Annotated in this window: 15 protein-coding genes; 11 read left to right on the top strand and 4 right to left on the bottom strand. The window is 67.5% G+C overall.

The window, feature by feature from the left end:
• Positions 1 to 913 precede the first annotated feature (913 nt).
• Together AWB94_RS33845 and AWB94_RS33840 are read right to left on the bottom strand one after the other, a co-directional pair.
• The gene (locus tag AWB94_RS33845) at positions 914 to 1327 is read right to left on the bottom strand and encodes an SdpI family protein (protein WP_064961395.1); all 414 of its coding nucleotides are present in this window, start codon (positions 1325 to 1327) and stop codon (positions 914 to 916) included.
• A 300-nt stretch (positions 1328 to 1627) separates the two neighbouring features.
• Complete coding sequence (locus AWB94_RS33840; RefSeq protein WP_062659506.1) at positions 1628 to 2464, bottom strand: helix-turn-helix transcriptional regulator; 837 nt, start codon at positions 2462 to 2464, stop codon at positions 1628 to 1630.
• A 57-nt stretch (positions 2465 to 2521) separates the two neighbouring features.
• Between AWB94_RS33840 and AWB94_RS33835 the strand changes: the two genes are divergently transcribed.
• Positions 2522 to 4192 carry an AMP-binding protein gene (locus AWB94_RS33835; RefSeq protein ID WP_062659505.1) on the top strand — a complete coding sequence of 557 codons (1671 nt, stop codon included), beginning with the start codon at positions 2522 to 2524 and terminating at the stop codon, positions 4190 to 4192.
• Entirely contained in the window at positions 4189 to 5799 is a 1611-nt protein-coding gene (locus AWB94_RS33830) for an AMP-binding protein (protein WP_062659504.1), read from the top strand. The genes AWB94_RS33835 and AWB94_RS33830 overlap by 4 nt, the downstream gene beginning before the upstream one ends.
• On the opposite strand, the gene AWB94_RS33825 is transcribed toward AWB94_RS33830, so the two are convergent.
• The gene (locus AWB94_RS33825; protein ID WP_062659503.1) at positions 5792 to 6988 is read right to left on the bottom strand and encodes an L-talarate/galactarate dehydratase; all 1197 of its coding nucleotides are present in this window, start codon (positions 6986 to 6988) and stop codon (positions 5792 to 5794) included. The two genes, AWB94_RS33830 and AWB94_RS33825, sit on opposite strands and share 8 nt — an antisense overlap.
• A gap of 192 nt (positions 6989 to 7180) precedes the next feature.
• Here AWB94_RS33825 and AWB94_RS33820 point away from each other — a divergent pair, with 192 nt between their 5' ends.
• From AWB94_RS33820 to AWB94_RS33800, 5 genes are all read left to right on the top strand, one after another.
• Positions 7181 to 8551: an MFS transporter gene (locus AWB94_RS33820; RefSeq protein ID WP_062659502.1), complete on the top strand. Its 1371-nt coding sequence runs from the start codon at positions 7181 to 7183 to the stop codon at positions 8549 to 8551.
• A gap of 133 nt (positions 8552 to 8684) precedes the next feature.
• Positions 8685 to 9089 carry a hypothetical protein gene (locus tag AWB94_RS33815; protein ID WP_062659501.1) on the top strand — a complete coding sequence of 135 codons (405 nt, stop codon included), beginning with the start codon at positions 8685 to 8687 and terminating at the stop codon, positions 9087 to 9089.
• Positions 9090 to 9091: 2 nt separating this feature from the next.
• Complete coding sequence (locus AWB94_RS33810; protein WP_084395485.1) at positions 9092 to 9970, top strand: rhomboid family intramembrane serine protease; 879 nt, start codon at positions 9092 to 9094, stop codon at positions 9968 to 9970.
• Positions 9971 to 10050: 80 nt separating this feature from the next.
• Positions 10051 to 10665, top strand: a complete 615-nt coding sequence (locus AWB94_RS33805) for an ATP-binding cassette domain-containing protein (RefSeq protein ID WP_109762595.1) — start codon at positions 10051 to 10053, stop codon at positions 10663 to 10665.
• A gap of 15 nt (positions 10666 to 10680) precedes the next feature.
• A complete protein-coding gene (locus AWB94_RS33800; RefSeq protein ID WP_062659499.1) occupies positions 10681 to 12675 on the top strand; it encodes a YhgE/Pip domain-containing protein in 1995 nt (664 codons plus the stop codon).
• On the opposite strand, the gene AWB94_RS33795 is transcribed toward AWB94_RS33800, so the two are convergent.
• A complete protein-coding gene (locus tag AWB94_RS33795) occupies positions 12662 to 14128 on the bottom strand; it encodes a carboxyl transferase domain-containing protein (protein WP_062659498.1) in 1467 nt (488 codons plus the stop codon). The genes AWB94_RS33800 and AWB94_RS33795 overlap by 14 nt on opposite strands.
• A gap of 121 nt (positions 14129 to 14249) precedes the next feature.
• Here AWB94_RS33795 and AWB94_RS33790 point away from each other — a divergent pair, with 121 nt between their 5' ends.
• From AWB94_RS33790 to AWB94_RS33775, 4 genes are read left to right on the top strand one after another with little or no spacing between them, the layout of a single operon-like run.
• Positions 14250 to 14984 carry an enoyl-CoA hydratase gene (locus AWB94_RS33790; RefSeq protein WP_062659497.1) on the top strand — a complete coding sequence of 245 codons (735 nt, stop codon included), beginning with the start codon at positions 14250 to 14252 and terminating at the stop codon, positions 14982 to 14984.
• Positions 14984 to 16099, top strand: a complete 1116-nt coding sequence (locus AWB94_RS33785) for an MBL fold metallo-hydrolase (protein ID WP_062659496.1) — start codon at positions 14984 to 14986, stop codon at positions 16097 to 16099. Before AWB94_RS33790 ends, AWB94_RS33785 begins: the two co-directional genes overlap by 1 nt.
• Positions 16075 to 17676: a serine hydrolase gene (locus AWB94_RS33780; protein ID WP_062659495.1), complete on the top strand. Its 1602-nt coding sequence runs from the start codon at positions 16075 to 16077 to the stop codon at positions 17674 to 17676. The genes AWB94_RS33785 and AWB94_RS33780 overlap by 25 nt, the downstream gene beginning before the upstream one ends.
• A 37-nt stretch (positions 17677 to 17713) precedes the next feature.
• On the top strand, positions 17714 to 20077 hold the full coding sequence (locus AWB94_RS33775; protein WP_201029621.1) for a cation-translocating P-type ATPase: 2364 nt from the start codon (positions 17714 to 17716) through the stop codon (positions 20075 to 20077).
• Positions 20078 to 20084: the final 7 nt, after the last annotated feature.

Genomic DNA, 20084 nt, shown 5'->3' with positions numbered 1-20084 from the left:
ACACTCACCCCAAGCCCACCAGCTCAGATGAGGACATTTAGAACCCCGAACTGGTTAGTTATCTCAGAAACGGCGCGAACAACGAACGCGAAAGACCCGCTACCGAAGGGGCCAGAAGACCCCAGGCCGCTAACCATGCAGTAAACCTCCCCGCGCACCCAGTAAAGCCAATGCAATTGCGTTACAGCGATATCCGAACTACCCCTCGAAGACATGAACATCCCACGCTGCGTATAGGCGCAGGCACGCAGACATCACGGCGGCCAAGAGGTGTGGTGTGACCACCTCCAACAGACACCCGCTTCAGCGCCCGTGCCGGGCGCCGTCACTGTGTAGTCGGGAACCGGCTCGTCGTCCAAACGTCAGCTAGCTGTGATCCGCCGCACAGCAAAGAATGATGGTTCCGAGGTCGAGTGTGTCCATAAACCGTGATCCCCCTAGCGAAGTACAAAGCCCCCCGGCCCTGTTTGGCTTCCTCGCGATGCGTGGCAAACACTCGCATATACCTGACTGGTACGTCAACCCCGGGAGGGTGTCGCAACTACGGCGTTGACTTAAGTGGCCCATGTGCCGGGGCGGAAGCGTCTCGAGTTGACCGGGGCTGTTGTGGCGGTAGGGCCGTCGGACAATGACTAAATACGCGGCCAATGGCCGTAGCGAAGGGCTCCCCAACAGGTTGGCGCAGAAGTGTCCCGTGCTTCCCAACGCACCTGAGCTCGCTACGTCGATGACCTGACGGCAGGACGAGGCGGTATCATAGCGCCGAAGTGCAGACATAATATGATGTGCGGCAAAAGAGTTCAGGTGATCATCTCGGGCCACAATGCATCTGTCGATGAATCTGTAGGACAGCCGAAACTCGGCTTGATTCCCACTCAGCTGATGGCGGATCGATCTGTCTCGGTCGCAGAGGCTACGAGTTTCGTGACGCCTTGCCCTCAGTGTCGTTGTCGATGGCCTTGGCGGCCCGGCCAGCGAGCGCCGCCGAACACACAGCGACGACGAGGAACACTGCGAACGCGGCAACCGCGATCGACATCACCACACCGACAGACCATGTGCGCACGATCGCCAGCACCAGCGCCGCATCGGCCACCGCCGCCCACAGCACATACAGCGGTGTCAATCGGTGCGCGGCCCGGTGGGCCGCAACCCAGGCCTGGTCGCTGCGCATCGTCGATGGGGTACGGATCCCAGCCCACTGATTACGGGCCAGCGCACCCGTCGAGGCACGAGACACGACTGCGGTCATCACTACAACGAGGACAACGAAAGTGACAATCAAGATGCCCGCCACGATCACCGCCACCGAACGTTGCACATCCATGCTTCCCCCTTATTGGCAGATTTTACGTGTTGTCGGCGGGTCTCAGGGCGACGGCTGCCCTACCGACATGCTGGTCGCCGAGACGGAGGTCAATCCGCCGACTTGCGCGATCGCAGCCCGTCGAGAGGTGAAACGTCAGCACCCCTTATGCTCTCGCAGTACTCAGACCTCACGTACTTCGCGCCATCGGTAGACGTCGCCGGCGCGCGACCGTTGGTTCATCGAGCGATTCCTGGCCGGCGAAGACCTTTGTCGCCCAGGGCCACCCTGGGCGGACCGTCGAGCGCTCCATTGCGACTCTCACGGAATCAACCGCCCCCGCCTCGCCCGCGACACCGCCTCGTGCCGCGTCTTCGTCCCCAATTTCGCTGAGGCACTGCGCAGATAGCTCTTCACGGTCTCCGGCTTCAACGAAAGACGCTCCGCTGCTTCCGCATTGGTACACCCGAGGGCGACCTGCGAAAGCACATCAATTTCGCGCTGAGTCAGCGGGGCCGCGGCCGGAGCGCCGCCCGACAGGGCCGCACCCAACTGGTCGGCCAACACCCGCAACTGCCCCTGCATCGAGACAGGTGCAGAAGCGGCCAACCGGCGCAGCTCGGCATGCACCTCCCGGATCTGCTCGGCGTTGGCCACCCGATCACCCGAGGCGAGGTGTGCCTCCCGCAGCCGCATCCGGCGGTCCACCTCATCGCGCACCCGCAACTCATGTGACAGTCGCCGTGCCGAGTCGACCATCAGGTCCACGGCCCGACCGCCGATCGGGGCGGTCGCCCGGTAGGCGCCGTAGAGCATGGCCCGGGCCCGGCCGTCCACCAGTACCGGCACCGCCATCACCGAGCGGATGCCCTCACCGACCACGGGCGCGTCGTAGTCGTGCGTGATGCTGACGTCGTTGCGGTAGTCGGCCACCGCCATCGGCCGGCCTGCCACCATGCTGGCTCCGCCGAGTCCGGACCGGGACCGCACCACCAGGCCGCGCAGGCCGCTGGTACGGGTGCCGACGAACTCGGTGAGCAGCAGCGCGTCGTCGTGCACCTCGCCACCGAAGAGCACCGGAACGCCGGCCTCGGCGGCCACCCGTCGCAGCTCAGCGCGCACCGCATCGGTGTCGCGGGGCCTTAACAGCGATTGCACAGAATTCCCCTCTTTCGGGGGTAGCGGACGGACAAGTGTGACGTAGATCCTATCTGCATGGCGACCAACACCGACCTGTACCGCGAGGCGCGCGACCATCTGGTCGACGTCATCGCCGACTACGACAAGGCCGTCGCGACCTTCGAGTGGCCCACGATCACGGGGTCGTTCAACTGGGCGATCGACTGGTTCGACGTCATTGCGGCGGGCAACGACCGCACCGCGCTGTGGATCGTCGAACAGGACGGCACCGAGCGCAAGGTCAGCTTCGCCGAGATGGCGGCGGCCTCCGACCGGGTGGCGACGTGGCTGCGTGGCCTCGGCGTGCGTAAGGGGGACCGCGTCATCCTGATGCTCGGCAACCAGGTCGAACTCTGGGAGGCGATGCTCGCCGTCGCCAAGCTCGGCGCGGTCATCATGCCGACCACCGGCGCGCTCGGGCCGGAGGATCTCAAAGACCGGATCGGCCGCGGTGGCGCCCGGTTCGTCATCGCCAACGCCGCCGACACACCCAAGTTCGAGCAGGTGCCCGGCGACTATGTCCGCATCGCCGTCGGAGGCGCCGAAAACTGGCATCGCTACCAGGACGCCTACGCCACGACGCCCGAGAAGCACCAGACCGTCACCGCGGTCGACGACCCCCTGCTGGTCTACTTCACCTCGGGCACCACCAGCAAGCCGAAACTGGTCGAACACTCCCAGATTTCGTACCCGGTCGGACACATGTCGACGATGGCGTGGATCGGATTGCGGCCCGGCGATGTGCACCTGGCGATCAGCTCACCCGGCTGGGCCAAGCACGCCTGGAGCTGCTTCTTCGCGCCCTGGATCGCCGAGGCGACCATCTTCGTCTACAACTACAGCCGGTTCGACGCGGCCGCCCTGCTGCACCAGTTGCACCGGGCCGGCGTCAACACATTCTGCGCACCACCCACGGTATGGCGGATGCTCATCCAGGCCGACCTCGGCGCCAAACCCGAAGGACTGCGCGAGATCCTGGGCGCCGGCGAGCCGCTGAACCCGGAGGTGATCGAAACCGTGCACCGCGCCTGGGGGTTGACCATCCGCGACGGGTTCGGGCAGACCGAGACCACCCTGCAGGTCGGCAACACCCCCGGCCAGCCGGTCAAGGCTGGCTCGATGGGCCGGCCGATGCCCGGTGTTCCGGTGGTGCTCGTCGACCCGCTGACCGGCGAGCTCGCCGACGAAGGCGAGATCTGCCTCGATCTCAGCCAACAACCGCTGAACCTCATGACGGGCTATCTCGGTGACCCGCAACGCAATGCGGCGGTGATGCACGGCGGCTACTACCACACCGGCGACGTGGCCAGCCGCGACGACGACGGGTACATCACCTATATCGGCCGCACCGACGACGTGTTCAAGTCCAGCGATTACAAGGTGTCCCCGTTCGAGTTGGAGAGCGTGCTCATCGAACACCCCGCCGTCGTCGAGGCCGCCGTCGTCCCGCAACCGCACGAAACAAGGCTGGCGATCCCGAAAGCCTATGTGGCACTGGCCGAAGGCTGGGCGGCCGACGCCGAGACCGCGCGCGCCATCATGGAACACGCCCGTGATCACCTGGCGCCCTATCTCAAGGTGCGCCGGGTCGAGTTCTTCGACCTGCCCAAGACCATCTCCGGCAAGATCCGGCGGGTCGAGCTGCGCAGGCGCGAGGAGTCGGGCCAACCGATCGAGACCGAGTACCGCTACGAGGATCTGCTATGAGGTCATACGACGCCGGACCTACCGAGACACCGATCCTCGAAGAGACCATCGGCGCCAACTTCGAGCGCACCGCCGCTGCCCACCCGGATATCGAGGCGCTCGTCGACTGCGCCCAAGGCACCCGCTGGACCTACCGGGAACTCAACGACGAAATCGATATGGTGGCACGGGGTTTGCTCGGCCGCGGCATCGCCAAGGGTGACCGGGTGGGTATCTGGTCACCGAACCGGTCCGAGTGGACCGTCGTACAGTACGCCTGCGCCAAGATCGGCGCCATCCTGGTCAACATCAACCCGGCCTACCGCACCCACGAACTGGGCTATGTGCTCAACCAATCCGGGGTGCGGATGCTGATCTCGGCCACCGAGTTCAAGACCTCCGACTATGTCGCCATGGTGGAAGCGGTCCGTCCCGAGGCGCCCACGCTGACCGACGTCGTCTTCCTGGGCACTGCCGACTGGGACGCGCTGCGCGCCGGCGCCGTGCCCACGGAGGAACTCGCGGCGCGACAGCGAACGCTGTCCACCACCGACCCGATCAACATCCAGTACACCTCGGGCACAACGGGTTTCCCCAAAGGGGCGACGCTGTCGCATCGCAACATCCTGAACAACGGGTTCTTCGTCGCCGAGGGCATCAACCTGCGCCCGGGTGACCGGCTGTGCATCCCGGTGCCCTTCTACCACTGCTTCGGTATGGTGATGGGCAACCTCGGCTGCACCACCCACGCGGTGACCATGGTGATCCCCGCCCCCGGCTTCGATGCCGGCCTGACATTGAAAGCCATTGAACAGGAACGCTGCACCGGCGTCTACGGGGTGCCGACGATGTTCATCGCCATGCAGAATCACCCGTCGTTCCCGCAGGTCGACGTGTCCACGTTGCGCACCGGCATCATGGCGGGCTCGGTCTGTCCCATCGAGGTGATGAAGCGCTGCATCAACGAGATGAACATGGCCGAGGTGGCCATCTGCTACGGGATGACCGAGACCTCACCGGTGTCGTGTCAGACCCTGCACGATGACGACCTGGACCGGCGCACCGCCACCATCGGCCGCGCGCACCCGCACGTCGAGGTGAAGATCGTCGACCCCGAGACCGGGGACATCGTCGAACGGGGACAGCCTGGGGAATTCTGCACCCGCGGGTATTCGGTGATGTTGGGGTACTGGGACGATCCGGACAAGACCGCTCAAGCCATCGACCAGGACGGCTGGATGCACACCGGCGACCTCGCCGTCATGCGCGAGGACGGGTACTGCACCGTCGTCGGCCGGATCAAGGACATGGTGATCCGCGGCGGGGAGAACGTCTACCCCCGCGAAGTCGAGGAGTTCCTCTACACCCATCCCGATATCGAGGATGCGCAGGTCATCGGTGTTCCCGACGCCAAGTACGGCGAGGAGATCTGCGCCTGGATCAAGCTGAAGCCCGGCGCGAAACCGTTGGACGTCAACGCCGTTCGGGAATTCGCCGACGGCAGGCTGGCGCACTACAAGATCCCGCGTTACGTGCACCTGGTCGAGGAGTTCCCGATGACCGTCACCGGCAAGATCCGCAAGGTGCAGATGCGCGAGGAGAGCGTGCAGATCCTCGGGCTCAGCTGAAGTCGGCGGTCCCGACGGTCCAGGCGCGCGCCTGCTCGCTGAGGGTGAAGCCCAGACCGGCGCGATCCGAGAGGTGCATGCGGCCGTCGCTGATCTCCAACTGCTCGTTGAACAGCGGGTCCAGCCAGTCGAAGTGCTCCACCCACACGCCGTGCGGGTAGGTGGCGGCCAGGTGCAGGTGGATCTCCATCGCGAAATGCGGTGCCAATTGCAGGAACTTCTGCTCGGCCAGCGTGGACAGCTTGAGGAACTGGGTGATGCCGCCGATGCGCGGGGCGTCGGGCTGGATGATGTCGACAGAGTCGGCATCGATGAGCCGCTGATGCTCGCCGACGCTGGCCAGCATCTCGCCGGTGGCGATGGAGGTGTCCAGCGCGCGGGCCAGATCGGCATGCCCCTCGGCGTCGTAGGCGTCCAACGGCTCTTCGATCCAGACCAGGTTGAACTTCTCCAGGATCCGGCCCATCCGCATCGCAGTGGGCCGGTCCCACTGCTGGTTGGCATCGACCATCAGCGGCACGTCGTCGCCCAGGTGCTCGCGCACCTTCTCCAGCCGGGCGATATCGGTGCGCCAATCCGGCTGTCCCACCTTGATTTTGATCCCGCCGATGCCGGCAGCCAGCGCCGCCGACGCATTCTCCAGCACCTGCTCGATCGGTGTGTGCAGGAAACCGCCCGAGGTGTTGTAAGTGGGCACCGAATCGCGGTGGCTGCCGATCAGCTTGGCGATGGGCAGGTTGGCGCGCTTGGCCTTGAGGTCCCACAGTGCGATGTCGAAGGCCGCGATGGCCTGGGTGGCCACCCCGCTGCGTCCGACGGAGGCGCCGGCCCAGACCAGCTTGGTCCAGATCTTGGCGATGTCGTTGGGGTCTTCGCCGATGAGTACGGGGGCGACCTCTTGCGCGTGGGCGAACTGCGCGGGCCCGCCGGCGCGCTTCGAATAGCTGAACCCGATACCGGAGTGACCGTCGGCGGTGTGGATCTCGGCGAACAGGAACGCCACCTCTGTCATCGGCTTCTGCCGACCGGTCAAAACCTTGGCGTCGCTGATCGGTGTCTTGAGCGGCAGGGTGACCGACGACAGCCTCACCCGGTCGATGCGGTCCTGGGTGGCCGCGCCCGCTGCCAGGGCTTTGATCGCGGCGTCGGGCGCGCTGAGGGCACTGCTGATCGGGGCGGTGGTGGTCATGCCCTCCACGGTAAGGACTCCGCTTCGATCCAGTCCAACACCGATTCTGGAATTATTGATGCAGTCCACGTATCGCGATTTTGATGCTGAAAGCGCATCACTGCATACCGAATCGGGCTTGGACGGGAATGTATCCGGATGCTTAGAGTCGGCCGGGTCGCTGATGTGACCTGAGCCACGCAAGGAGTCCTGATGAATCCCGCCACCACCGCGCCGGCCGACAGCCCGCACCGCACACCCGCGGCCAAGGCCGGTCACGTGCGCTACGTCATCCTCGCGATGCTGTTCGCCGTCACCGTCATCAACTACGCCGACCGCTCCACCATCTCGATGGCCGGCGACGCCATCCAGGACGCCCTGGGTATCGACTCGGTGACTCTGGGCTACATCTTCTCCGCGTTCGGCTGGTCGTATCTGGTGGCCCAGATCCCGGCCGGGTGGCTGTTGGATCGCTACGGCTCCAAGAAGGTCTACTGCGGCGCGATCCTGTCGTGGTCCATCTTCACCGTTTGCCAGGGCTTCGTCGGGAACTTCTCGATGGGGACCGCCGTCGGCCTGCTGTTCATCCTGCGATTGCTGGTCGGCCTCGCCGAAGGGCCGTCGTTCCCGGGTAATTCGCGCATCGTCGCCGCCTGGTTCCCGGCCAAGGAGCGCGCCACATCGGTGGCAATCTTCCAGTCCGCGCAGTACTTCGCCGCCGCGGCCTTCTCCCCTCTGATGGGCTGGCTGGTTGTTGCGGCCGGATGGCAGCACGTCTTCACCATCGTCGGCGGTATCGGCGTGGTGTTCGGCCTGCTGTGGATGGTGGTCATCTATGCCCCCCGCAACCACCCTCGCGTCAGCCAGGCCGAGTTGGACTACATCCGCGAAGGCGGCGCCCTGGTCGACATGGACGCCGGCAGCGCCGCGCCGGCACAGGCCAAGGGCACCAACCAACTTCACTATGTCAAGGCGTTGCTCAAGAACCGGATGATGCTCGGCGTCTACTTCGGTCAGTACTTCCTCAACACCATCACCTGGTTCTTCCTGACCTGGTTCCCGGTGTATCTGGTGCAGGAGCGGCACATGTCGATCCTCAAGGCCGGATTCGTCGCCGCGCTGCCGGCCGTCTGTGGCTTCATCGGCGGCATCCTGGGTGGGGTGCTCTCCGACGGCCTGATGCGGCACGGCTGGTCGCAGACCAAGGCGCGCAAGCTGCCGATCGTGGTCGGGCTGCTGATGGCGACGTCGATCATCGCCTGCAACTACGTCGACGCGTCCTGGCTCGTCGTGTTGCTCATGGCGGTGTCGTTCTTCGGCAAGGCTTTCGGCGCCCAGGGTTGGGTCATCGTCGCCGACACGACGCCCAAGGAGATCGCCGGTCTGTCCGGTGGGGTGTTCAACACCTTCGGCAGCCTGGCCGCCATCACCACACCCATCGTGATCGGTTATCTGGTCAAGACGCAGGGGTCATTCGAGCTGGCCCTGGTCTACGTCGGACTCAGCGCGCTGCTGTCCATCGTGTGTTACCTCGTGGTGGTCGGGCCGATCAAGCGCCTGGACATCGCGGACCTGGAGCGCTGACCCGCGCCGAGTTCGACGAATTGGCCGGGTCCACTCGCACTTTCGAGCCCGTTTGATCAATTGGGCGGCACATCGCAACCCCGCGCTGAACGTTCCCGCTGCGCGGACGGCGCATTGCTGCCAGAGTTGACGGATGTCCGGTTGGTCCGCCGCTTCAGCCGTCTACGGACGGCGGCTGTGTGCGATGGTGGCCGCCGGCTCGGCGGCCCTGCACGTGACGATGATCGGCCACGCCGCCAGCCCCGTGCTGGTGGTCCTGGTCGTCGCGATGGCGGGGGCGTGCCTGTTCTGCGCCTACGAACTGTGGCGTGGATGCGGGCCGCGGACCTGGCTGGTGGTGGCGGTGATGAATTTGGCCATGATCGCCGTGCACTGGTCCATGCCCGCCCACCATCACGGCGCACCGGTCGCGGGACCGGCCGAGCCGATGCCGGCGTTGATGGGGTTGGCGACCGCGGTGTCGCTGTCCGAGGCGGTGATCGCCACCGCAGTGCTCTACGCGCTCACCAGGCGACGGGACGCATCGGCCATCATGTAGGCATGACCGTCCCACCGCAGCAGATGCCGCCGCAGGCCCCTGTCTGCTACCGCCACCCGAGCCGGCCGTCCTACATCCGGTGCACCCGCTGCGGGCGGTACATCTGCCCGGACTGCATGAGGGACGCGGCGGTGGGGCACCAGTGCGTGGAGTGCGTGAACGCGGGGGCGGCCACGGTACGTCGGGCCGAAGGGCGTTTCGGTGGCCGGCCGGCCGGGGACACCCCGTACGTCACGTACACGCTGATCGCGATCAACGTGCTGATGTTCGTCCTGCAGGTGGCCGCCCCCGACGTGGAGAGCCGCCTGACGTTGTGGCCGCCCGCCGTCGCCAGCGGCGAGTACTACCGCCTGGTCACGTCGGCCTTCCTGCACTACGGCCTCGCGCACATCCTGTTCAACATGTGGGCGCTGTACGTCATCGGCCCGCCGCTGGAGCGGCTGCTGGGCCGCGCCCGTTTCGGGACGCTGTACGGGCTGTCCGCGTTGGGCGGTTCGGTGTTGGTGTTCCTCATCGCACCGTTGAACACGGCCACGGCCGGCGCCTCCGGCGCGGTGTTCGGATTGTTCGGGGCGACGTTCGTGGTGTCGCGCAAGCTACGTCTCGACGTCAAATGGGTCGTCGGGTTGATCGTGCTGAACCTGGCCTTCACCTTCGTCGGCCCCCTGATGGGTTCGGGTGCCATCAGCTGGCAGGGCCACCTCGGTGGCCTGCTGACCGGCGGCGCAGTGTCGGCAGGACTGGTGTATGCGCCACGCGCACAACGGAATCTGATCCAAACCTCGATGGCCGTCGGGTTGCTGGCGCTGTTCGCGGTATTGATCTGGTGGCGCAGCGTGAATCTGCTGAGCCTGTTCGGTGCCTATCTGCACGGCGGTTAGTACGACGCCACGGGCCGCGGGTGTGTTGAGATGGCTCAGTGGCAGAAGCAGCTTCGGCAGTCACCGCCCGCGGTATCACGATGCGAGGGCCATGGGGCCCGGTCTACGGCCCGATCGACCTGGACGTCGAGGCCGGCGGCGTCAGCGTGCTGGTCTATCCGACCGGCACCGGCCGCACCGCCCTGCTGATGACGCTGGCCGGCCGGATGAAACCCGTGCACGGACAGGTCACGGTATTCGGGCACAGCGCGGCCAGCGAGATCTTCGCGGTGTCGGCCCTGGCCTGCATCGACGAACTGGACCGGGTCGCCGAATCGGTGACCGTGCGTGACCTGGTCACTGAGCAGATGCGCTGGGACGCACCCTGGTATCGCTTCATCGGCCAGGCCGGCCCCGACGACCTCGCGCGGTTGTGCGCCCCGGTGTTCGGCGATGTGCCGCTGCCGTCGCTGACGTCCTATTTCGACGAGCTCACCGAACTCGAGCAGACCCTGATGCGGATCGCGTTGGCCAACACGGCGACGCCGCCGCTGCTGGTGGTCGGCAACCTCGACCACATCACCGACGACGGGAACCGCGAGATCGTGCTGCAGCGGCTCATCGCGCTGGGGGAGAACCAAACCGTCGTCACCGCCACCATCAACGGCGTCGCCGACGAACGGGTCCGTGCCCAGCTCAACGTGGGGAGTGAGTAAACCGTGCTTGCCGGAATGTCTCTTGGCACCGATCTGAAGCGGTTCTCCCGGGGTGCGTTACCGCGCATCGCGCTGGTCACCGTCATCCTGATGCCGCTGTTGTACGGCGCGATGTACTTGTGGGCCTTCTGGAATCCGTTCAATGAGGTGAACAAGATCCCGGTGGCCCTGGTGAACGAGGACACCGGCGCGAGCGTGGACGGACAACAGGTCCGCGCCGGCGCGGAAGTGGCCGACGCCCTTGTCGATTCGGGGCAGCTGCAGCTGCACCGGGTGTCGGCCGCCGAGGCCGCGGCCGGGGTGTCCAGCGGCAAGTACCACTTCTCGGTGACGCTGCCCCCGGACTTCAGCGCCGATATCGCCTCACCATCGGGCGGATCGCCCGAGCAGGCGCAGATCCGGTTCACCTTCAACGACGCGAACAACTATCTGGGTTCGATCATCGGGCAGAACGCCGCCCGTGAGGTGATCAACCAGGTGAACGCAAGCATCGGGCAGCGCACGCTGGGCACCGTGCTGACCGGGCTGACCGACGCGGGTGCCGGACTCGTCAAGGCGGCCGACGGGGCAGGCCAGCTGGCCGCGGGCACCGCGGCCGCCGACGACGGCGCACACAAACTGGCCGACGGCGCCGGCGCCCTGACCGCGGGGTTGGTGACCGCCCGGGACGGCTCGGCGCAGCTGGCCGCCGGCACCCGGCAGCTGTCCAGCTCCGTCGACACCGCCACCGGTCCGCTGATCACCATGCTGGACCGGGTCGGCGATCTGGGGCTGGACCCCGACGAGGTCGGCTTCCTGGCGTCCCGGCTCTCGGGTGCGGTGCGCTCGACCACCGACCGCATCGCCGCGCTCAACATCGACCAGGCGCAGGCCGCGGCCATCGTGGACCAGACCGTCGGCATGCTGCAGGCCAATCCCGACCCGACGGTGCGCGACGCCGGTGACGTGCTGGCCGGCGCGCAGCGGCTGCTGCGCGCCAAGGGTATCGATCCCACCACCGACGACGGTCTGAACAAGTTGCGCGACAGCGCAACCCAACTGGAGAACGAGTTGGGTGACCCGAACAGCAAACTGCGGGTGTTCCTCACCCGCGCGCTCAACGGGGGACTGCGCGCCGACGTGGTGAAACTGCGCGACGGGGTGCATCAGCTGGACAGCGGCGCCCGCAAGTTGAACAACGGGTTGGTGCAGCTGGCCAACGGCGGCAGCCAATTGTCCACCGGGGCAACTCAACTCGCCGCGGGCACCAGCAAGCTGCGGGCCGGCAGTCAAGAACTGGCGACCAAACTGAAAGAGGGGTCCACCCAGGTGCCGTCCTGGACGCCCCAGCAGCGCACCCAGGTGGCCAAGACCCTCGCCGCGCCGGTGGCCCTGAACATCGAAACCCACAACGCCGCGGCGACCTTCGGTACCGGCTTCGCGCCGTTCTTCCTGCCGCTGGCGCTGTTCATCGGTGCATTGATCATCTGGATGCTGCTCAAGCCGATGCAGTCCCGGCCCATCGTCAACGGCCTCGGCGCGTTGCGGGTGGTGCTGGCGTCGTACTGGCCCGCCTTGCTCATCACGGTGTGCCAGGTGGCGGTGATGTACCTGGTGGTGCACTTCGGCGTCGGGTTGAATGCCCGGTACCCGATCGCGACGGTGGGCTTTCTGCTGCTCATCGTGGCCACCTTCCTGGCACTGATCCAGGCCTTCAACGCGCTGTTCGGCGTGTCGGTCGGGCGGGTGGTGACACTGGCTTTCCTGATGCTGCAACTGGTTTCGGCCGGCGGCATCTATCCGGTGGAGACCACCGCGAAACCGTTCCAGATACTGCACCCCGTCGACCCGATGACCTATGCCGTCAACGGCCTGCGTCAACTCATCGCCGGCGGGATCGACTCGCGGCTGTGGATCGCGATCGCGGTGCTGTCCGGGGTGCTGGTGGCGTCGCTGGCGGCCAGCTCGTTCGCGGCCCGCCGGGATCGGCAGTACACCATGGAGCGGCTCAAACCGCCTATCGAGGTGTGAGCCCGATCTGCCGGTAGCGGTGCAGCCGCAGGCCGAGCCGTTCGGCCTCGGGCATGGTGCGCAACCGGTGCAGTTCGGCGGCGATGGTCGCCGACAACCGGGCGGTGAAGGCCAGCGGCTCGTCGGCCGCGTCGTTGCGCTCGTCGACGATGACGTCCACGATCCCGTCGCGCAGCAGGTCGGACGACCGAATGCCCTGTGCCGCAGATAACTCCGGCGCGTGACTGGTATCGCGGAAGACGATGGCGCTGGCCCCTTCCGGCGGGAGCGGCGCCAGCCAGCCGTGCTGGGCGGCCAGCACCCGATCGGCGGGCACCATGGCCAGCGCCGGTCCGCCGCTGCCCTGACCGAGCAGCACCGACACCGTCGGGGTGTCCAGCGTCACCAATTCGGCCAGGCAGCGGGCGATCTCGCCGGCCAGCCCACCCTGTTCGGCCTCGGCCGACAGCGCCGGGCCGCTGGTGTCGATGATCGAGACCAGCGGCAGCCGTAAGCCGACCGCGAGCGCCATCCCGCGCCGGGCCTCCCGCAAGGCGGCTGGGCCCAGCGTCCCCATCCGCTGCTGCCCGAGGACCACCGCCGGCTGGCCGCCGAACCGGGTCAGCGCCAACAGCATCTGCCCGGTGCCCCCGCCGCCGGACAGGGGCACCGCGTTCGTGCTGCCGTGGCGCAGCACGAACTCGGCGTTGGGACGATCGGGGCGCCGCGACGCCGTCACCGACTCCCACGCCGGGATATCGGGGATCGGCTGCAACGCGGGCGCCTCGGGGGCTGGTCCGGGCGGATCGCACAACACCGACAGGGTGCGGTCGAGCACCCCGCGCAGCGCGTCGACCGGGACCACTCCGTCGATCACCCCGTGCCGGAACAGGTTCTCCGCGGTCTGGACGCCCGGCGGGAACGGCTCACCGTAGAGGTGCTCGTAGACCCGGGGCCCCAGGAAGCCGATCAGGGCGCCCGGCTCGGCGGCGGTGACATGCCCCAGCGACCCCCAGGACGCGAAGACACCGCCGGTGGTGGGGTGGCGCAGATAGACGATGTAGGGCAGGTGCGCGCGCTTGTGCAGTTCGACGGCCGCGGCGATCTTCACCATCTGCAGGAAGGCCACCGTGCCCTCCTGCATCCGGGTGCCGCCCGAGCTGGGGGAGGCCAGCAGCGGCAGCCGTTCGGCGGTGGCCCGCTGGATCGCCGCGGTGATGCGCTCGGCCGCGGCCACCCCGATGGAACCGGCCAGGAAATCGAACTCGCAGGCCAGCACCGCGACGCGGCGGCCCCGTACGGTGCCCTCGCCGGTGATCACCGATTCGTCCAGCCCGGATTTGGCGCGCGCGTCGTCGAGTTCCTTGCGGTACGCCGCCGAGGTGGGCACCTGCAGCGGCGGGGCGTCCCAGCTGCGGAACGATCCCCGGTCGAGGACGGCGTCGCGGACAGCGAGGGCTGGGCTGCGGCTCACAGGATGAGGGTAGTCGGCCGCGGATGTGCGGATTCATCCCCGACCCGCCGATCAGGGCGGATCGGGACGCACAAACCCGGCACCAAGGAGCTCCCGGACGAACCTATATAGGCTGGCGACCATGATCGGTGTGACGCGGGACGGCAAAGTCCTGACCCTGGAAATGCAGCGCGCCGAGCGGCGCAATGCGCTCAACGGCGCACTCGTCGACGGGCTGCGTGAAGAGATCGAGAAAGCCAGTGCGCTTGATGTCCGGGCCATCGTGCTCACCGGGCAGGGCACCGTGTTCAGCGCGGGTGCCGACCTGTCCGACGCCGAGGGGGTGGCCAAGGATCTGCCCGACAAGGCGCTGGCGCTCAACCTCGCGATCGACGCCAGCCCGGTGCCGATCATCGCCGCGCTCAACGGCCCGGCGATCGGCGCCGGTGTCATCCTGGCGATGATCTGCGATCTGCGGGTGGCCGCCCCGAGCGCCTACTTCCAATTCCCGATCGCCAAATACGGCTTGGCGCTGGACAACTGGAGCATCCGCCGGCTGGTGTCGCTGGTGGGGCACGGCCGCGCCCGCGGCATGCTGATCGCCGCCGAGCGATTGGATCTGGAGACCGCGCTGATGACCGGGATGGTCAACCGGACCGGCACCCTGGCCGACGCGCAGGGATGGGCCGCCGAGATCGCCGGCTACGCCCCGCTGTCCATCGCCCACTCCAAGCGGGTGCTCAACGACGACGGCGCCTACGACAACGTGCGCGGTGACCACACCCGGTTGTTCAACAAGGCATGGGCCAGCCCGGACGTCATCGAAGCCCAGGTGGCCCGGTTCGAGAAGCGGCCGCCTAACTTCCTGGGTGCCTGATGATCGCCGAAGCGGCCCGGGTGGTCGGTGGCACCGCGGCGCTGGTGGCCGGCGGCTGGGTGCTGCGCGCGCTGCGCGGGGCACCCGAGTCGCTGGGCGCCGCCGATATCGGTACCGCGGCGAAGGCGTCCCCGAACTACCGCGGCGGCACGTTCGTCAACCGCGAACCGGCCTCCGAGGTGCAGTTGACCAGGCAGGAACAGTGGGTGCTGGTCCGTGACCTGTTGTCCGGGGGACGACGCCAGCGCCCGGCCGGCGAGATTCCCCTGATCCGGCCGACCTCGACCGCTCCGGCCACCGACCTGGCGGCCACCTGGTACGGCCACTCCTCGGTGATCATCGAGGTCGACGGCTATCGGGTGCTGGCCGACCCGGTGTGGAGCGAGCGCTGCTCGCCGTCCCGCGCTGTCGGCCCGCAGCGGCTGCACCCCGTGCCGGCGGAGTTGGACGCGCTGCCCGCCATCGACGCGGTGATCATCAGCCACGACCACTACGACCACCTGGACATCGACACCATCAAGGGCTTGGCCCGGTCCCAGCGGGCCAAGTTCTACGTCCCGCTGGGCATCGGCGCACACCTGCGCACCTGGGGTATCCCGCCGGAGCGGATCGTCGAACTGGACTGGGACGAAAGCGCCACGCTGGGCGAGCTCACCCTGGTGTGCACCCCGGCCCGGCACTTCTCGGGCCGGTTCTTCACCCGCAACACCACGCTGTGGTCGTCGTGGGCGGTGGTCGGGCCGCGGCACCGCGCCTTCTTCGGCGGCGACACCGGCTACACCAACGGCTTCGCCGCGATCGGCACCGACTACGGTCCGTTCGACCTGACGCTGATGCCGATCGGCGCCTATCACCCCGGCTGGCCCGATATCCACATGAACCCCGAAGACGCCGTCCGCGCCCACCGCGACGTCACCGACACCGGCCTGTTCGTGCCCATCCACTGGGCCACCTTCCGGCTGGCGCCGCACCCGTGGTCCGAACCCGTCGAGCGGCTGCTGACCGCCGCGTCGGCCGAAGGGGTGACGGTCGCGGCGCCCAAACCGGGCCAGCGGGTGGACGCCGCCGCGACGGGGCGGCCGATAGACGCATGGTGGCGGTCGTTGAGCGGCTAGCGTGCTTGCCTGTGAGACGGATACTGCTGGGCATCGCGGCTGTCACCCTGCTGGCCGGCTGCGCGGCGCCGCAGACCGTTGACGCCCCGAAGTCGGCGCCGCCCGGGGTACCGCCCCCGCTGGTCCCGGCAATGACCTTGCCCGACAATGCCGTCGAGAACGCCGTCGGCAATCTGGACGGTATCGCCGAGGAGCTGATGCGCACGTCCGGTATCCCCGGTCTGGCGGTGGCGGTGGTGCACGGCGGAAAGACGGTGTACGCCAAGGGCTTCGGGGTGAAGGACAATCGCGCCGGTGACGATGCGGCCAACAAGGTGGGGCCGGATACCGTGTTCCAGCTGGCCTCGGTGTCCAAACCGCTGAGCGCCACCGTGGTGGCCCACCAGGTCGGCGAACACACGATCGGCTGGGACACCCCCGTCGTCGACAAGCTGCCCTGGTTCGCGCTGTCGGATCCCGCCGTCACCCGCATGGTGACCGTCGGCGATCTGTTCTCCCACCGTTCCGGCCTGCCCGACCACGCCGGTGATCTGCTCGAAGACCTGGGCTACGACCGCCGTGCGGTGCTGGAGAAACTGCGCGGCTTGCCGCTGGACCCCTTCCGGATCTCCTACGCCTACACCAACTTCGGCTTGACCGCCGGCGCCGAGGCGGTGGCCACGGCGGCCGGGAAGCCATGGGACCAACTGGGCCAGGACGCGCTGTTCGGCCCGCTCGGCATGACCTCCACCAGTTTCCGGTTCGCCGATTACGAGGCCCGTGAGGACCGCGCCGTGGGGCATATCCGCATCGACGGCGGCTATCAGCCGAAGTTCGTCCGGGATGCCGACCAGCAGGCCCCGGCCGGCGGGGCCAGCTCGTCGGTCAACGACATGACGCACTGGCTGTCCATGGTGCTGGCGAACGGCAGCTACCAGGGCCGGCCGATCGTCGACCCGAAGGCGCTGCTGCCCGCGCTCAGCCCGCAAGTGGTGTCCAATCCACCGTCGGAGCCCGCGATGCGTTCGGGCTCCTACGGTTTCGGGTTCAACGTCGGGACCACCTCGGCGGCGCGCGTACAACTCAGCCATTCCGGTGCGTTCCAGCTCGGTGCCGGGACGAACATCCTGCTGCTGCCGTCCGCCGATGTGGGGATCGTCGCGCTGACCAATGCCACCCCGTCCGGTGTCGCCGAGGCGCTCACCGCCGAATTCGCCGACCTGGTCCAGTTCGGCGCGGTGCGCGAGGATTGGTACGGGCTGTATCACCCGGCGCTGTCGGCGCTGTCGGACCCGGTCGGGTCGCTGGTGGGGCAGCAGCCCCCGGCACACCCCGCACCCGCCCAACCCCTGTCGAGTTATGCCGGCAGCTACCGCAACGACTACTGGGGTACGGCCGTGGTGGCGGAGCGCGACGGCCGACTCACACTGCGTCTGGGGCCGCGCGGGGACACCGTCGACCTGACGCATTGGGACGGCAACACGTTCACGTTCACGATGATCACCGAGAATTCGCCGCCGGGCAGCCTTTCCAAGGCGACCTTCGACGGGGCGAAGCTCACGCTGGAGTACTACGACGACGCGGTGTTCTTGCGATGAGCGCTTGCGTGAAGAGAAGGCGGTATCAGTGACTGCAGTGATCAGCGGCCTTTCCGACACCGAGGTCGCCCAGCGGGTGGCCGACGGGCACACCAACGACGTGCCCACCCGCGCCGCGCGCAGTGTGTCGGAGATCGTGCGCGCCAACGTGTTCACCCGCATCAACGCGATCCTCGGCGTGCTGTTCGTCATCGTGCTGGCCACCGGCTCGGTGATCAACGGGTTGTTCGGCCTGCTGATCGTCGCGAACTCGGCCATCGGCATCATCCAGGAGCTGCGCGCCAAACAGACCCTGGACCGGCTGGCGATCGTCGGGCAGACGAAACCGTTGGTGCGCAGGCAGTCCGGGACCAGAGAGCTCACCCCCAACGAGGTCGTCCTCGACGACATCATCGAACTCGGTTCCGGTGACCAGATCATCGTCGACGGTGAGGTGTTGGAGGAGACCAACCTCGAGGTGGACGAATCGTTGCTCACCGGTGAGGCCGATCCCATCCAGAAGGATCCCGGCGATCACGTCATGTCGGGCAGTTTCGTGGTGGCCGGCAGTGGGGCCTACCGGGCCACCAAGGTGGGGCGCGAGGCCTACGCGGCCAAGCTAGCCGAGGAGGCCAGCAAGTTCACCCTGGTGAAATCCGAATTGCGCAGTGGCATCAACAAGATCCTGCAGTTCATCACCTATCTGCTGTGGCCGGCCGGCGCGCTGATCATCTACACCCAGCTGTTCACCACCGATGTCGGCTGGCGCGAATCGGTGCTGCGCATGGTCGGGGCGCTGGTGCCGATGGTCCCCGAAGGTCTGGTGCTGATGACCTCGATCGCCTTCGCCGTCGGTGTGGTGCGGCTGGGCCGCCGGCAGTGCCTGGTGCAGGAGCTGCCCGCCATCGAGGGCCTGGCCCGCGTCGACGTCGTGTGCGCCGACAAGACCGGCACCCTGACCGAGAACGGTATGCGCGTCAGCGAGCTCAAGTCGCTGACTGACGAGGACGTGGCCACGGTGCTGGCCCAGCTGGCCGCCGACGACGCCCGCCCCAACGCCAGCATGGCCGCCATCGCCGAGGCCTACAAGATGCCGCCCGGCTGGTCCCAGACCGCGTCGGCGCCGTTCAAATCCGCCACCAAGTGGAGCGGTGCCTCCTACGGCGAACACGGCAACTGGGTCATCGGCGCCCCCGACGTACTGCTCGACCCGGCGTCCGCCGAGGCCGAACAGGCCGAACGGATCGGGGCACACGGCCTGCGGGTGCTGCTGCTCGGTTCGTCGGATGTCGCGGTGGACGCCCCGAACGCGCCGGGCACCGTCACGCCCGTCGCCCTGGTCGTGCTGGAACAACGCGTCCGCCCCGACGCCCGAGACACGCTGGATTACTTTGCCTCACAGAAGGTCTCGGTGAAGGTGATCTCCGGCGACAACGCGGTGTCGGTCGGTGCGGTGGCCGGCACGCTGGGCCTGCACGGCGAAACCCTCGATGCTCGCCGGCTGCCCCAGGAACCGGATGAGCTGGCCGACGCGCTGGACGAATACACCACCTTCGGCCGGGTCCGTCCTGACCAGAAGCGCGCCATGGTGCACGCGTTGCAGTCCCGCGGGCACACCGTCGCGATGACCGGCGACGGTGTCAACGACGTGCTGGCGCTCAAGGATGCCGATATCGGCGTGGCCATGGGGTCGGGCAGCTCGGCGTCGCGTGCGGTGGCCCAGATCGTGTTGCTGGACAATAAGTTCGCCACGCTGCCCTACGTCGTCGGTGAGGGCCGGCGGGTGATCGGCAATATCGAACGGGTCTCCAACCTGTTCCTCACCAAGACGGTGTACTCGGTGCTGCTGGCGGCGCTGGTGGGACTGGGCGGGCTGTCGGCCAAGATCTTCGGCTCCGATCCGCTGCTGTACCCGTTCCAGCCGATCCACGTCACCATCGCCGCCTGGTTCACCATCGGCATCCCGGCGTTCATCCTGTCGCTGGCGCCGAACAACGAGCGTGCCCATTCCGGCTTCGTCCGCCGGGTGATGACCTCCGCGCTGCCCAACGGCGTCGTCGTCGGGCTGGCCACCTTCGTCTGCTACCTGCTGGCGTATCAGGGCCGCAACGCCACACCCGCCGAGCAGACCCAGGCGTCCACGGCCGCGCTGATCACCCTGCTGGTGGGCGCGGTGTGGGTACTGGCCGTGGTGGCCCGCCCCTACCAGTGGTGGCGGGTGGCGCTGGTGGTGGTGTCGGCGCTGGCCTACGTGGTCATCTTCGCGCTGCCGCTGGCCCAGGAGAAGTTCATGCTCGATCCCAGCAATGCGGCGCTGACGTCGATGGCGCTGGGCATCGGTGTGGTAGCGGCCACCGTGGTGGAGGTGTTGTGGTGGATTCAGGGCCGACTGTCCGGTGAGCCCCGCAAACTGTGGCGATAAGGTGAGC

This window comes from Mycolicibacterium canariasense, assembly GCF_002101555.1.
Classification (GTDB): Bacteria; Actinomycetota; Actinomycetes; order Mycobacteriales; family Mycobacteriaceae; genus Mycobacterium; species Mycobacterium canariasense.
The sequence above is the reverse complement of the archived record's forward strand: the minus strand, read 5'-3'. Positions and strand labels throughout refer to the sequence as shown.

Coding starts and splice junctions, on each gene's coding strand:
- AWB94_RS33845 (WP_064961395.1), bottom strand. CDS start 1,327: ATGGATGTGCAACGTTCGGTGGCGGTGATCGTGGCGGGCATCTTGATT.
- AWB94_RS33835 (WP_062659505.1), top strand. CDS start 2,522: ATGGCGACCAACACCGACCTGTACCGCGAGGCGCGCGACCATCTGGTC.
- AWB94_RS33830 (WP_062659504.1), top strand. CDS start 4,189: ATGAGGTCATACGACGCCGGACCTACCGAGACACCGATCCTCGAAGAG.
- AWB94_RS33825 (WP_062659503.1), bottom strand. CDS start 6,988: ATGACCACCACCGCCCCGATCAGCAGTGCCCTCAGCGCGCCCGACGCC.
- AWB94_RS33820 (WP_062659502.1), top strand. CDS start 7,181: ATGAATCCCGCCACCACCGCGCCGGCCGACAGCCCGCACCGCACACCC.
- AWB94_RS33815 (WP_062659501.1), top strand. CDS start 8,685: ATGTCCGGTTGGTCCGCCGCTTCAGCCGTCTACGGACGGCGGCTGTGT.
- AWB94_RS33810 (WP_084395485.1), top strand. CDS start 9,092: ATGACCGTCCCACCGCAGCAGATGCCGCCGCAGGCCCCTGTCTGCTAC.
- AWB94_RS33805 (WP_109762595.1), top strand. CDS start 10,051: ATGCGAGGGCCATGGGGCCCGGTCTACGGCCCGATCGACCTGGACGTC.
- AWB94_RS33800 (WP_062659499.1), top strand. CDS start 10,681: ATGTCTCTTGGCACCGATCTGAAGCGGTTCTCCCGGGGTGCGTTACCG.
- AWB94_RS33790 (WP_062659497.1), top strand. CDS start 14,250: ATGATCGGTGTGACGCGGGACGGCAAAGTCCTGACCCTGGAAATGCAG.
- AWB94_RS33785 (WP_062659496.1), top strand. CDS start 14,984: ATGATCGCCGAAGCGGCCCGGGTGGTCGGTGGCACCGCGGCGCTGGTG.
- AWB94_RS33780 (WP_062659495.1), top strand. CDS start 16,075: ATGGTGGCGGTCGTTGAGCGGCTAGCGTGCTTGCCTGTGAGACGGATA.